Annotated in this window: 9 protein-coding genes; 5 read left to right on the forward strand and 4 right to left on the reverse strand. The window is 62.6% G+C overall.

Annotated elements, in window-relative coordinates:
* The first annotated feature begins 288 nt into the window (after positions 1 to 288).
* The 5 genes from ACDH77_RS06260 (at position 289) to ACDH77_RS06280 (ending at position 5,271) form a co-directional block, all read left to right on the forward strand.
* Complete coding sequence (locus ACDH77_RS06260; RefSeq protein WP_228728932.1) at positions 289 to 1,062, forward strand: hypothetical protein; 774 nt, start codon at positions 289 to 291, stop codon at positions 1,060 to 1,062.
* Positions 1,032 to 1,703 (forward strand): RHS repeat-associated core domain-containing protein, encoded by a 672-nt coding sequence (locus ACDH77_RS06265; protein WP_235658034.1) that lies wholly within the window; start codon positions 1,032 to 1,034, stop codon positions 1,701 to 1,703. Before ACDH77_RS06260 ends, ACDH77_RS06265 begins: the two co-directional genes overlap by 31 nt.
* Before the next feature lie 25 nt (positions 1,704 to 1,728).
* Complete coding sequence (locus ACDH77_RS06270; protein ID WP_372353768.1) at positions 1,729 to 2,238, forward strand: hypothetical protein; 510 nt, start codon at positions 1,729 to 1,731, stop codon at positions 2,236 to 2,238.
* Between the two features lie 584 nt (positions 2,239 to 2,822).
* Positions 2,823 to 4,751 carry an alpha-L-fucosidase gene (locus tag ACDH77_RS06275; RefSeq protein WP_109290624.1) on the forward strand — a complete coding sequence of 643 codons (1,929 nt, stop codon included), beginning with the start codon at positions 2,823 to 2,825 and terminating at the stop codon, positions 4,749 to 4,751.
* Between the two features lie 166 nt (positions 4,752 to 4,917).
* Complete coding sequence (locus ACDH77_RS06280) at positions 4,918 to 5,271, forward strand: hypothetical protein (RefSeq protein WP_033478826.1); 354 nt, start codon at positions 4,918 to 4,920, stop codon at positions 5,269 to 5,271.
* A 236-nt stretch (positions 5,272 to 5,507) separates the two neighbouring features.
* Here the strand turns inward: ACDH77_RS06280 and galA are convergent, their stop codons facing one another.
* From galA to ACDH77_RS06300, 4 genes are all read right to left on the reverse strand, one after another.
* On the reverse strand, positions 5,508 to 8,072 hold the full coding sequence (galA, locus tag ACDH77_RS06285) for a beta-galactosidase GalA (protein ID WP_109290625.1): 2,565 nt from the start codon (positions 8,070 to 8,072) through the stop codon (positions 5,508 to 5,510).
* The gene (locus ACDH77_RS06290; protein ID WP_014089677.1) at positions 8,069 to 9,280 is read right to left on the reverse strand and encodes an arabinogalactan endo-beta-1,4-galactanase; all 1,212 of its coding nucleotides are present in this window, start codon (positions 9,278 to 9,280) and stop codon (positions 8,069 to 8,071) included. Before ACDH77_RS06290 ends, galA begins: the two co-directional genes overlap by 4 nt.
* Positions 9,281 to 9,464: 184 nt before the next feature.
* Entirely contained in the window at positions 9,465 to 12,158 is a 2,694-nt protein-coding gene (locus tag ACDH77_RS06295; RefSeq protein ID WP_372353769.1) for a TonB-dependent receptor, read from the reverse strand.
* A 514-nt stretch (positions 12,159 to 12,672) separates the two neighbouring features.
* Positions 12,673 to 14,058: a short-chain fatty acyl-CoA regulator family protein gene (locus ACDH77_RS06300; RefSeq protein ID WP_008574314.1), complete on the reverse strand. Its 1,386-nt coding sequence runs from the start codon at positions 14,056 to 14,058 to the stop codon at positions 12,673 to 12,675.
* Positions 14,059 to 14,103 lie beyond the last annotated feature (45 nt).

Consider the following 14,103-nt stretch of genomic DNA (forward strand, 5'->3'; position numbering starts at 1 on the left):
GTTGATGTTGCGACTTTGGTTGCAGCCAACGGCACTTACACGACAGCAATGGAGGATGCATGAGCAAGACGTCGGAGCTGCCAGACCTGCCAAAGAGGCGTGGGTCGCTCAAGTTTAAGCTGACCTACGCCCAAGTCCTGAGCCTGTCGGTGGATCGGATCCCCGTGGTGGACAACGCGGGCAAGGTCAAGTTGGTGGAGAGGTCTCCTGAGGAGGCTGGCGAACCCTACCGCTTGGTAGACGGAAGCGACAAGGCTCCCTCCGGATTTAGTTTTCGGGTAGGGAACAGTGCGGGACAACAACGTCGCTTCGTTCGAGTATCAATACGACGCCAATGGAAACGTCGGCGCCATCATCGATCAGCAGCGGGGGACGGGCTACAACCGCTACATGGGGTATGACGGGCTGGATCGCCTGATGGAGGCGGGCTCGGAGCGGTTCGGCGGCGATAACTGGAACCGCTACACCTATGACGTGTTGGACAACATCCTCACGGCCAAGCTTCCAGGTGTGCGAGAGAACAATTACTGGTATGACGCCAAGAACCGCTTGACCAATGTCCAGAACAATGCGGGCGCCACCACCGTTGGGCTGAGCTACGACCCGCAGGGCAACCTCAAGAACAAGAACGGTCAAGCCTATACCTTTGACTATGGAAATCGTCTGCGAGATGTCACCGGCAAGGAAAGCTATGCCTACGATGCCTACGGGCGTCGCACGATAGCTGGGCGCCCCACGACGCGAACCGTTCAGGTCTATACCCAGGCTGGCCAGTTGTTCTACACGGAGGCGTCGGGCAAGGGCAACATGGAATACATCTATCTCAAGGGGAGCCTGCTTGCCACCCGTAACTCAGGAACCATCAAATTCCAGCACACCGATGCCTTGGGCAGCCCTATTGCTGTGACGGACACGGCGGGGCAGGTAGTAGAGCGCACCGACTATCAGCCCTACGGCAGCCCTATCGGCAAGACGGTCGATGGCATCGGCTACACCGGGCATGCCATGGATGGGGCGACCGGGCGACCTACATGCAGCAGCGCTATTACGACCAAGACTTAGGGCGATTCCTGAGCATTGACCCGGTGGCCGCGGACTCGGTGCTTGCAGCGAACTTCAATCGCTACTGGTATGCAAACAACAATCCGTATCGGTTCACCGACCCGGATGGACGCAATTCAGTTATAACTACTGCGAAGGATGGTTCAATAAGTATAGACATTCCAATTAATTTTGTTGGCCCGGGGGCTACTCAGGCCAATATAGACTCAGTAAAGGGTGATATATCAGCTCGATGGAGTAGGGCGTATAATGTAAAAGGGAGTTCCGTGCAAGTAAGTGTTCAGGTTATTCCTGTTACTAAAGACACTCCCAGGAAAGTGCAAAATACAATAACGTTGACTACTGGGCCTACGTCAGACAAAGCGTCTCAAGGCGCGTCCTTTGTCAAGGATGGTAAGACTGGGGAGTGGAATATAACCTCTCGCGGAATGCCGTACGGGGAGGCAGCTCATGAAGCAGGACATTTGATGAGGGCGGACGATCACTATTTGGCTACTGTTGACGCGAGTGGGAACCGCGTGAGCACTCCTGAAGCTGGATATGATAAGAACCTCATGGGTGAGCTTGGCAATCCTCCTGACGATAGGAATATGGGTGAGATACTTTCAAGTAGAAAGAATATTTATATAGAGGAGAAATAGTTTGATTATGGGAAATTTTAATTTCATGCCTAAATTGGCTTTGGGGTTGGTTGTCCTTATGAGCTTTACGGGCGCTTCAGCTGAGAGTAAAAGAATTAATTATTTGTACTGCAATATCTATACTGATAACTCCTGTTTTGGTGTGGCGTCCGGCGAGAAAGTGAAAATTAGTTTGGCTTCTGATTTTTTTGTATATGAGGTCGAGCTGGCTGGTGGTTTAAGTGCCTCAGTTTATTCCGGGGGAAATCCTGACATTCAGAGTAAGATTCTTGACCGAAAATTTGAGGATTGCACTGAAGATGATGGGGTTTGTAAATTTATTGATTTTCAGGGCGGGATAGTCGAGGCTGTATATTCTAAGGCAAGAGCTGTAAACTCAACACATTTAATTGTCAGGGGTGTAACTGATGCAAACCTGGCTCTTGCGAAGGAGTTTGTAGAAAATTTTCGGGGTTGCAAGAGTGTTGGAGCGTCCGTTGAATGTAAAGATCTGCCGATTTTTAAATTCCCGTCAAAGGCCATGGTGTCCCCATAAATTATTGATTGGCCGCCTCTTTAAATAGTTTGGGATGTGCGTTTTGAGAAGCTGAGGGTGGCCGTGATAAGCAGGCTTACTGCCCTCATTTTTTGCATGAACCAATTTCGCTAGAACTTCATCGCCTGATCCTCGTCATCCACGGGAGCCCAAGCGCGGCGAAATCTCTACTTTACAGTGGCCCGGTTTATTGGGGGTGGGTCAACCTGTGGACTTCCCGCAAATCAGTACCGGTCAAGATCAGACCTCTACGGTCAATGTTGATGACAAAACTTGGCAGGTGTTGGCACGCCGACGCTGTCGTGTGGTCCTTATTGGTTGTCGTCGGCCAGCCACTGTTCGTTCTGTTCGCGGAACTTGCTTCGCGTACGCAAGATGCGGCCATGCGAGCACCAACAACGCAGCGTGCGGCGCGGCCATCAGTCGTCAAACGGCGCTTGCTCGACTTGCTTGGCACGTTATTCGGCGCTCGTCGCGCAAATGCCTGCGTGTGCGCGGCGCATTGCACACACCGGCTGTTGTTTTGGGACTCTTCGCCGTCGGAAAAGCTAAGATCGAAACTTGTGCAAAGTCGGAAGTCGCCAATGATCGATCGTCGTACCTTTCTTGCCACGGGTGTGGTGGCCGCTGCCGCCAGCTTCGGCGCGTCGGCAGCGCGCATCGCGCAGACGCCGCGTGCCAGCGGGCCGGCGCCGTGGGGTGCGGTGCCCAGCCCGCGCCAGCTGCGCTGGCATCGGTGGGAGCAATATGCCTTCGTGCATTTTGCGATGAACACCTTCACCGACAAGGAATGGGGCTACGGCGACGAGGATCCGCGCAAATTCGATCCCAGCGATTTTTCAGCCGACCAGATCGTCGCTGCTGCGAAGGCCGGCAATCTGAAAGGGCTTATTTTCACTGCCAAGCATCACGATGGATTCTGTCTGTGGCCGACACGCCTGACCGAGCATTGCATCCGCAATTCGCCCTACAAAGACGGCAAGGGTGACATCGTCGGCGAGATGGCCGCGGCGTGTCGACGCGCTGGCCTGGCCTTCGGTATCTATTTGTCTCCCTGGGATCGCAACCACGCCGAATATGGCCGCCCTGGCTATCTGGACTATTTCCGCAAGCAGATCGTCGAACTCTGCACAGGCTACGGGGATCTGTTCGAGTTCTGGTTCGACGGCGCCAATGGCGGCGATGGTTATTACGGTGGGGCGCGCGAATCGCGCAAGATCGATGCGCCTGCGTACTACAACTGGCCGCGGATGATCGAGCTGGTGCATCGGCATCAGCCTATGGCATGTACCTTCGATCCGCTTGGCGCCGATATCCGGTGGGGCGGCAACGAAGATGGCATTGCCGGCGATCCGTCCTGGCCGACCATGCCCAATGCGCCGTACACCCAGGAAAACGGCAATTCCGGCGTGCGCGGAGGGGCGTTGTGGTGGCCGGCCGAAACCAATACGTCGATTCGTCCGGGCTGGTTCTATCACGCCGACGAAGACGGCAAGGTGCGGAGCCCGGAGAATCTGGTGCGCTATTTCGACACCTCGGTGGCGCGCGGTACCAACATGAACCTGAATCTGCCGCCCGACCGACGCGGCCGCATCCCCGACCACGACGTGGCGGTGCTGCAGAGTTTCGGCGACGCGATCCGCGCCAGCTTCGCCATCGACCTGGCCAAGGGCGCCAAGGCCAGCGCCAGCGCCTCGCGCGGTGCCGGGTTCGAGCCGGCGCGCGTACTCGATCGCCAGCCGGACAGCTACTGGTCCACGCCGGACGAGGTCACCACGCCGACGCTGACGCTGGAACTGTCGAGCGCGCACAGCTTCGACCTGATCCGGTTGCGGGAGTATCTGCCGCTGGGCGTGCGCGTCACCCGCTTCGCGGTCGAAGCCGAGGTCGATGGGCAGTGGCGGCGGCTGGCCGAGGCGCAGTGCATCGGTGCACAGCGGATCGTGCGTCTGGAGCGCCCGATCGCCGCACGCCGGGTGCGCCTGGTCGTGCTCGAGGCGCCGGTCTGCCCGGCGATCAGCGAATTTGCCCTGTTCCGCGCCGTTGCGCCGGTGCCGGTCGCACGGCCGACGGCGACAGCGCCGGACGTGCTGTCCACCGCCGGCTGGCGCATCGTCGAGGCGAGCGCGCCAGGGGCGGAGACGTTGCTCGACGACGATGCCAGCACGATCTGGATCACGCCCGCACCGACGCCGGGCCATCCCGTGCAGGTAACCATCGACCTCGGCGGCTCGCGTCAGGTTGCCGGGTTCAGCCTCACGCCCTCGCGCGCAGTGATGACCGGTGCGGCGCCGCCGAAGGGCTATCGCGCAGAAACCAGCGAAGATGGCCAGCACTGGCAGCCGGCCGGCGCGGGCGAGCTATCCAACATCGCCTATGCGCTCTCGACCCAGCGGCTGAATTTCCCCGAAGTCCGCCAGATCCGCTATCTGCGGCTGTCGTTCGCGGAGACGGCCGTGCCCGCCGAGCGGCTGGCGATCGCAGGGATCGGCGCGTTCTCACGCTTGCGATGAGAGCCTGCACTCCCGCGCGGCCGTGCGTCGCGTGGGAGGGGATTGCTGGGTGGCGACAGTTTCGTGCGTCGAAATACGTCAAGCGAAGCGATGGAGAGGGCGCTGGCCGCAGTCGCACCACGCGGTGATCTGAATCTTCAACCTGCCTTGCACGCCGCCGTTCCAGATCAGGCGCTATGGTGCGCGGCGCATTACGCAAGCGAGCTGGCTGGATATGCAACAGAAACAACACGAGTGGATGCAGGCCGTGACCGAGGCGCTCAGCGATCTGCTGGCCGCGCGCGTGGCCCAGGCCACGCTGCTGGAGGCGATGCTGGTCTCGCATCCGGATCCGGTCATGCTCAGGAAGGCGTGGGATGAACTGTCGTCCCAGCGCATCGCCTATGTGGCGCAGAAGAAGGCGCTGGCCGACGACCCGCGTCCGATGGATGCCCAGACCTTGGAGCAATTCCGCGCGTGGGAAGAAAAACTCAACCGCTATTTTCCGCGCGACCCGGCTGCCGGAAGTGCGCAGACCTGAGGTTGCCGGTATCACGCGAACGGTCGCGAGCTGACCGGTCAGCACTGCCGACGATGTTCTGGCCGCGGCCAACGCCCGCATGCGATCTTCTACCTGGGATCACCTGCTCGGCCATCCCCGTCAGCACACATGCCGATGGCTGGCCTTCGACTCGCGTATGGCATCGCGACGCTACCGAGGCCACCACTGGCCCAGGTAACGCAGCACGTTCCGTTGTCGTGCGCAGCGACTGCGTTTCAAGCCACCGACGCGCGCGCTCGGGTGGGCTCGGCAGGCAGGCGCAACGTGGATGCGGTCAGGCCAGGCGCGGTGGCCTGCAGCACGATGTCGCCGCTGCTGCGCGTGGTTTGCAGCAGCGCCGCACACAGGCCGTTGAATGCCTTGCGCCGCGGCGCCTTGTCGTCTTCGTGGCTGCTGGGATCGCCATTGCCGACCCCAATCAGCCGTGCAGGTCCGCGCAGCGCGAACTGCACCAGGTTGTCGGCAGTCGGTACCAGGCGGCCTTGTGCGTCGACGATTTCCACCTTGACCACTGCGACGTCTTCGGCATCGGCACGTAGCGTGTTGCGATCGCAGCTCAAGCGAATCGCCGCCGGCTTGCCCGTGGTTTGGCGACGCTCGCTCAGCACCAGCTTGCCGCCGCGATAGCCGCGCGCTTCGATCATGCCGGGCGCATAGAGCACACGCCATTCGACATGGCCGTAGGCCGGCACCTGCTGCGTGCCCTGGCTGACGCCGTTGACCAGCAGTTCCACCGCCTCGAGATTGCTGTGGCACCAGACCGCGATGCGGCCGTTGTCGTCGGGCTGCAGCAAGCCGTCCCAGTTCCAGTGCGGGAACAGATGCAGTACCGGTTCACTGGTCCACTGCGCGCGGTAGTACCAGTAGTTGTCTTTCGGAAAACCGCAGCTATCGAGTACGCCGAATTGCGAAGCCACATTCGGCCAGCGGTTGTAGGGCGTGGGCTCGCCGCGATAGTCGAAGCCGGTCCAGATGAAGCCGCCGGCAATGTATGGGCGTTGCGCGACATAGCTCCACCAGGCTTCGGCGGTGCTGGCCCACCAGGGGTGGTCCAGGTCGTAGGCACGGGTATAGCCGCGTTGGTCGTCGCGCTGATAGTTGCCGCGCACTGACACGGTGCTGCCGGTTTCGCTGCCGTAGATCGGGATGTGGGGATATTGCGCGTGGAAGCCATCCATCTGGCTGGTGCGGTAGTTGAAGCCGACCACATCCACCACCTGGCCCACGCCATCACCGAAGCCCTTGTCCATCGCGAAGGTGGTGGGGCGGGTGGGATCGAGCTGGCGCACACGTTGTTGCATGCGGGTCACGATGCGTGCACCGCGCTCGGTCACTTGCTGCGGCTCTTCGTTGCCGAGCGACCACAGGATGACGCTGGGATGATTGCGGCCACGCCGCACCATCGTTTCCAGTTCGCCCATCGCTTCGGGGTCGGTCGACATGCGGCGGGTTTCTTCGATCACCAACATGCCGAGGCGGTCGCACAGCGCGAGCAATTCCGGCGTGGCCGGATTATGCGAGCTGCGATACGCGTTGCAGCCCATCGACTTGAGCTGGCGCAGGCGCCAGGCGTGCAAGGCGTCCGGAATGGCGGTGCCGACACCGGCATGATCCTGGTGATTGTTGGTGCCATGCAGCTTGAGCGGTGCGCCGTTCAACAGGAAACCGCGTTGCGCATCGAAGGCGATGCTGCGCACGCCGAACGGCGTCACCAGCGCATCGAGCGCGGTGCCGTCGCTGTGCACGCTGGTGGTCAGGCTGTAGAGCTGCGGGGTGTCGATCGACCACCGCGCCGCCTGCCCGAGCGGCAAGGTCTGTTCGACCACCTGCACCTGGCCGGGCGCGACCGTGATCGCTGCGCTGGCCGCCTGCGCCACGGTGCGTCCGTCCGGCGCGGCAATGCGCGCCTGCACCACGCACTGGCGTGGCGCGGTGCCGTCGTTGCGCACTTCGGTGGAGAGCTGCGCAGTGGCGTTGCCGTCCTGCACGCTGCTGCGTACGAACACACCGTCTTGCGGAATGTGGAGGGGGTCGGTCTTCTGTAGCCACAGATGCCGATAGATGCCGGCGCCTTCGTAGAACCAGCCTTCGCCCAGCGTGGCATCCACGCGGATGGCGATGATGTTGGGCTTGCCGTAGTCGAGCACTTCGCTGAGGTCGACTTCGAAGCCGCAGTAACCGCTCGCATGACGGCCGACGATGTGGCCATTGCAGAACACGATGCACTCACGGAACACGCCATCCAACACCAGGCTGATGCGCTTGCCCAGATCGCTTGCCGGAATCTGCAGCGTGCGCCGGTACCAGCCCACGCTGTTCTCCGGGAAACTCGTGCCCAGCGGCTTGTAGCCGTGTGCAGCGGCCGGGTCTTCCTCGGTCATGAAGGCCGAGATCGGCTCCTGCCGAAATGGCAAACCGACGGCCCAGTCGTGCGGCAAGTCCACCTGCTGCCAGGCGCTGTCGTCGAATGCCAGTTGCGCGGCGGTCGCGGTGTCCTTGCCGGCCTTGGCGAAGGTGCGTTGGAAGGTGCCGAATTCGAAATCGCGCGGTGCATCGCTGGCATGGCCCAGGTGGAAGCGCCAACCGAAGTCGAACAGCAGACGCTCCCGCGGCGCCAGTGCTGCATCGCCTAATGCCGCTGTCGATACGGTGTTTTTGGCCGCAGGTGCAGCCGTCGCGCCAGGCGATGCCAAAGTGCCGGCTGCGCCCATCGGCAGTGCGGCGCTTACCCCACTGGCCAGCATGCCGCGCAGCAACTCGCGTCGATTGATACCACTCATGGCTGCGTCCTTTTGCCGGCATCTACAGAACTCTCTGGCGCGCTCGCATCATGCTTGCCCGCGTCGGATGCACGCGATGCAGGCACACCGGTATACGGGTGGCGCATGAAGTCGATCGCCGGCAACACCTCGTTGCCGTGCTTGAAGTCGAAGAAGCTGGCGTTTTCCCACGACGAGCCGGTGCCCCAACGCGTTTTGCAATGGCTGCTGGTCCATGCCGGCTCCCAATACACCACGCCGGCGCCGCCGGTATCGATGACCAGTTGGGTGAGGTCCACCATGTAGCGCGCCTGGCCTTGCGGCGTGGCCGGGTAGCCGGCAATCAGCGAATCCTCGCCGAGCAGATTGTGCGAGGTGTCGCCGGAGTCCAGCGTCCACGGGTACGCGGTTTCCACTACCACCACATCGGCATCGTAGCGGCCGCGCAAACGCCTGATGGTCTTGCCCAGCTCGGCCATCGATTGCGTGGACCATTTACGGTAGTAGCTGATGCCGATCAGATCGAAATCGGTGACGCCGGCCTTGGTGGCGTCGGCGAACCACGGCTCCACATTTTCCGGCTGGGCGATATGCAGCATCACCCGCGGTTTGATCGCCGAGCGTACGCTCATGTCGCGCACCGCCTTGATGCCGGCGTTGAACAGCTTGGCATTGCGCTGCCAGTTGATGGGGCGTTTTTTGTCCCAGGGCGTGCTGTCCATCAGGTCGGAATTGCTTTCGTTGCCCACTTGCACGAGCTCGGGCATCAGACCGGCACGGTCGAGCGCGCTGAGCGTGTCATAGGTGAAGCCGTACAGCGTGCGTGCCAGTTCATCGGTGTCGGTGATGCTGGCCCAGGCCTTGGGGATCAATTGCTTTTCGCCGTCGGCCCAATCGTCGGAGTAGTGCAGATCCAGCAGCACCTGCATGCCTTGCGCGCGTGCACGTGCAATGGTCTTCTTGACGTCCGCCAGGTCGCTGTAGCGGGTCCAGCGCGCATCGTTCCACAAGCGTACGCGCACCAGATTGGCCCCGTGCGCATGGAACAGTTCGAACGGATCTTTGACCACGCCGTTCTCGCGGTATTGCACACCGCATTCTTCCATCTCGTTGACGTAGGACAGGTCCGCGCCGAGATACAACGTGGCCGGAGCCGGGGCGGCGTGTGCGAAGGTGGAAATGGCCAGCGCCAGGAGCGCGGGTGTCCAGAGACGGCGTGGTGAGCGCATGCAATTCCTCGACAGAGACAACGTGGAGCGGGTGACAGCATGCCGCAGGCGGCCGTGCTGCTGCACGGCCGCTGTGCAGAGTCCAAACGTGGCTTGCAGATTGGATTCCACCTAGTAGCTGCGGTGTTATGCAGGTGCAATCAGATCGGCTGCGCAGCAGCATGTGCAGCCGATCAAGCGACGCCTAGAACTTGTAGGTTGCTTCCAACTGGTAACGGCGACCGAATACCTGGTAGCCGCCATCGTCCTGATTGGCCAGCCGGTTGGGCGTGTTGTCGGTATAGGCGCGCAACGGCTCGTTGGTGAGATTGCTGGCCTGGAAACGGAAGCCGAGCTGCTTGCTGTACTGCCAGTTCAAGCTCAGATCCACCGTGCCTTCGCTTTGCAGGCGCGCCAGCCGTGCGGCATTCCAGCCGTACACCACCGTGTAGGGGCTGTGGTACTTGTAGCCCACGCGCGCTTCGAAGGTGCCGTTGCTGTACCACAGGTCGAAGGTGCCGGTCTTGCGTGCCAGCCCGCTCAACGGCAGCGGGTTGTCTTCCGGCGAGAATTCCTTGAGGTTGGAATCGACCAGCGAATAGTTCGAGTAGACGCCGAAGTTTTCCATGTGCGGGATGAAGTAGAACGGCGTCTGGAAGGTGAGCTCCACGCCATTGATGTAGCCGCCACCGCCATTGAACGGCGCGCTGACCAGGTAATCCAGGCCGTTGATCGTTTCGCGGTCGGTGCGGTAGCCGATGCTCGAATCCACTTCCTTGCGATACACCGCCAGGGCGGCGAGCGCTTCGGTGTGGAAGTACCACTCGTAAGAGACATCGACCTGGGTGGCCTTGAACGGGTCCAGCTGCGGGTTGCCGCCGCTGCCGGTGAGCTGGCCAACGGTCACGCTGGGGTCGTCCAGACGGCGGCCGGTGCGCAGTTCGTCCAGCGGCGGACGCGCGATGACCTTGGCCACTGCAAAGCGCAGGATGCGCTGGTCGTCGATCAGGAAATTGAGCGTGGCACTGGGCAGCACGTCGGTGTATTCCTTGCTGCCGGTGCTGGGCTGGATGGTGCTGCCGACCGAATCGAAACCCTCGCTGGTGGTCCTGGTGTTGACCAGGCGCACGCCGACATTGCCGGTGACATCGGTGCCGAACAGCTGCGAGCTGAAGACAGCTTTGGCGAAGGCTTCGCGCACGTCTTCCTTGACGTTCCAATGGTCGAGCAGTTGTTCGTCGAGCGTGTTCGGATCGAACCCGCCAAAGCCGATGCGTGCGATCTCGGCCATGTTGCCGCCGGTCAGCGTGGGCACGTTCAAGTCGGGCATGGTGACCGGGTAGATCAGGTCCTGATACGCCGAGATCGGCTGATCGTAGCCGGACTGGTTGCTGAGAAAGCGACGGTTCTGCTTTTCGCGACGCGCGACGCGTGCGCCCAGTTCCAGCGACGTGAACGGGCCGGCATCCACGGCGCGGCTGGCGTTGAGTGCCAGCGCAGCGATCTTGTCGCGCAGCGCCTGCGGCTCGGTCTGCCCGGCAATGCCGTATTCGGGCGTGTCCGAGCTGGTGCGGATGGTGGGGGTGACGCTGCGGCGGAAATCGAACGAGATGGTGTCCGGGTTGCTGCCGAAACGCACCGCCTGCCAGGTGTTGTCACGCTTGGCCTGCGAAAACGACAGGTCGCTGCCCAAGGTCCATACATCGCCGCTCCACTTGGCGTTCAAACCGCCGGCGGTGAGTGTCTTGACCTCGTTGTAGTGGCTGACCACATGGTCGACCTGCAGGTTCGAATTGGCCAGCGTGCCGGCCACCACATCGCCATCGACGATGGTGTAGGACGAGCCCGGCGTGGTGTATGGATTGGTGCTGCCGGAGAAGGTGCTGAAGGCCAGCCCGTTGAACCAGTTCTGCAATTGGTCTTCGTCGATTTCGATGCGCGAATACAGGCCGTCGAACTTCAATTCGACATTGCCCGAGCGCCACTGCACGGTGCCCATCGCGCCAGTGCGGGTCTGGTCGATCAGCTTGAGCTGGTCGGCCGCGCCCCACGGGGTCGGGTCCACGGTGCCATCGCCATCCACATCGCGGGAGGTGGTGGCATCGGTATAGCCCCAGCTGCCGATCGACGAGCTGGCGTTCTTCTGCTTTTGGTACGTGGCGCCGAAGGCGACCGCCAGGTTGTCGTTGAGCTTGTGCACCCAGCTGGCGCCGAAGCGGCTGCCCCACGGGCTGTAGCCGTCCACATCCTTGGCGTGGTCGTAGAACACCGGGCCGGCGGTGCCGACGAATCCCGGCCCGGTGTAGTCCAGCGGGCTGATGGTGGAGATGTCCACGGTGGCCGCAAGACCGCCGGCGACCAGATCAGCCGACTGGGTCTTGTAGACCTTGACGGTGGAGACGATCTCGGTGGGGAACACTTCCCAGCGCACGGCGCGGTTGGGCTCGGAGGAGGCGATTTCGCGCCCGTTGACGGTGCCCATGGTCATGCGCGGACCCAGGCCGCGCACGGTGGCCAGGCTCTCGTTGCCGCGGTCGCGGGTGCCATTGACGCCGGGCAGCCGCACCAGCGCCTCGGCCACGGTGACGTTGGGCATCTGGCCCATGTTGTCTGCGGAAATCACTTCCACGACATGATCGGACATCTGCTTGGCTTGCACCGCCTGATTCAGGCTGGCGCGCTGGCCGATCACGGTGATGTTGTCCAACGTGACCGGCGCCTGGCCATTGCTGGCGGCGCTGCTGGTGTCGTTGGCCGGCGGCGCGGCGGGTGCAGTGTCCTGTGCATGCGCGCCGAACGCTGTGGCCAGCACGCAAGCGATGGTGGTGCACAGGATGGCGCGAACGGGCGTGCGGCGCAGGCGCCGACTGGCCGGGTGGCCGGTATGGTGAACAGGCATCGGTTGATCCCTCCCAGGACAAAGTGACCGAATACGGTGGTAGCTGCTGGTGCGGCCAGCCGCATGGAGCGGGGCGGGCGCATCTGCGCGGGTGTGGCCAGTGGTGCTGTGCTGCGTGATCGCTGTTGGTCGTTCGGTGCGTGACGCCGCACGCGCGCTGCGGCGCGCTCGCGTCCCCCCTGTCTTGCATGTGTCCGCTTCAGGGTAGAAGCGCAAGCCATTCCATTCCAATGAAGCATTTTGCGGCAGCTATCTCGGCTTGGAATGCTGCGCTGCGGCACTCGCGCTTGCTTGGTCCCTGAAGGTAAGGCGGTGATGCGGCAGAAGCTTTGGCATCGGGGCGGGTGCTTGGCTGACGTGGACTGATGCGATTGCCCAAGGCTGTTGCCGCTTGTGCACGCGGCGGGAGCGCCAGAGTGGCCAATGCAATAGCCCAGGTGCAGTGTGTCTGTCGTTGCGATCGCGGGCCGACGCACGGCTACGTCCGACAACCAGATCCACTTCCACCAACTCGCTAACGCGCGCGCGCGGGCAGGCGCGGCAGCGCAGGAAACGCGCGCTGCACGCAGTCGCTGCGTTCGCAGGTCAGGCAGCCCGGGCCAATCGGTACCGCATCGTCGACCGCGTTCAGATCCCAACCCCGCGCATACACCAACTGATCGGCGTGGCGCAGGTCGCAGCCCATTGCCAGGGCAAAGGTCTTGCGCGGGCGGCCATACCCCGGCGGACCGCTGCTGACCTGGCGGGCCAGCCAGAAATAGCGCCGGCCGTCGGGCATGCGCGCGATCTGGGTGAGGATGCGGTCAGGCTGGTTGAACGCCTCGTACACGATCCACAGCGGGCAGGCGCCGCCGACATGCGAGAAATGGAAATCGGTGGCCGAGTGGCGCTTGGAGACATTGCCGGCGCGGTCCACCCGCATGAAGAAGATCGGCAAACCGGCTGCCCCGCGCCGCTGCAAGGTGCTGAGCCGGTGACACACCGCTTCGAAGCCCACGTCGAAGCGGTCGGCCAGCCATTCGATGTCGTAGCGCGAGGTTTGCGCGCTGTGCAGGAACGCGCTGTAGGGCATCACCAGCGCGCCGGCGAAATAGTTCGACAGGCCAATCCGCGACAGCGCGATGCGCTCGGCGTCCTCGAAACCGGCATCGGCAATGCGCGCGTCCAGCAGCGGCGCGCATTCCAGCAAGGCCAGCTGTGCGGCCATCTGGAATGCCTGCTGGCCCGGCCGCAAGTGCGCCGGCAGCCACAGCACACGCGCCTGCGCATCCATGCTGCGTTTGTCGCTGTGCAGGTCGGGAGCGTCCTGCACCAGCAGGCCGTGGCGATCAGCGAGGCGTTGGCGCAGCCGCAGCGGCAGATTTTCCGGGGTCAACCCAAGTTCGGCGTAAAGCGCTTCGGCGCGCTCGTCCAGTTCCGGCAGATAGTTGTGCGCGCGGTTGAAATAGTCGCGTACCTGCTCGCCGGGCGATAGCGATGGGATTGCCGCGTGCTCGACCCCGATCTGCAGTTCCAGCGCCGCGTTGCGTTCGAGCAGATGCTGATGGGCGCGGTGCAGGTCCAGCAGCGCCTGCGCTACCTGCGGCAGATTGCCGGTCAGCGCACGCAGCTCGGCCGGCAACAGCGTATGGCCCAGGCTGCGCAGCGATGCGTCCAGCGGCTCGACCAGTGCGGCCGGGTCGTCCAGGTCCAGCAGGCCGTCCAGGTCGCCCAGCGCGCTCTTGAGCCGCTGCTGGATGGCCAGGGTGAGCGGGCGCTGATTGCGCTCGATCTGGTTGAGATAGCTCGGCGACAGTTCGAGCCGGCGCGCCAGCTCGGCCTGGGTCAGGCCATGGCGCTGGCGCAGCCGCTGCAGGCGCAGCCCAAGCTGGTGGCGGAGTTGAGCGTGCGACTGGGGCATTCGCAAGATTCGCAAAATTGTGTCGCCAGCTTAGCGCGATTAAGC

Source organism: Xanthomonas axonopodis pv. maculifoliigardeniae (assembly GCF_041519315.1).
In the GTDB taxonomy this organism is placed as follows: domain Bacteria; phylum Pseudomonadota; class Gammaproteobacteria; order Xanthomonadales; family Xanthomonadaceae; genus Xanthomonas; species Xanthomonas euvesicatoria.

Bases quoted from the DNA above. Each gene is read 5' to 3' on its own strand.
- ACDH77_RS06265 (WP_235658034.1), top strand. From the start codon at position 1,032: ATGCAGCAGCGCTATTACGACCAAGACTTAGGGCGATTCCTGAGCATT.
- ACDH77_RS06270 (WP_372353768.1), top strand. From the start codon at position 1,729: ATGCCTAAATTGGCTTTGGGGTTGGTTGTCCTTATGAGCTTTACGGGC.
- ACDH77_RS06275 (WP_109290624.1), top strand. From the start codon at position 2,823: ATGATCGATCGTCGTACCTTTCTTGCCACGGGTGTGGTGGCCGCTGCC.
- galA (WP_109290625.1), bottom strand. From the start codon at position 8,072: ATGAGTGGTATCAATCGACGCGAGTTGCTGCGCGGCATGCTGGCCAGT.
- ACDH77_RS06290 (WP_014089677.1), bottom strand. From the start codon at position 9,280: ATGCGCTCACCACGCCGTCTCTGGACACCCGCGCTCCTGGCGCTGGCC.
- ACDH77_RS06295 (WP_372353769.1), bottom strand. From the start codon at position 12,158: ATGCCTGTTCACCATACCGGCCACCCGGCCAGTCGGCGCCTGCGCCGC.
- ACDH77_RS06300 (WP_008574314.1), bottom strand. From the start codon at position 14,058: ATGCCCCAGTCGCACGCTCAACTCCGCCACCAGCTTGGGCTGCGCCTG.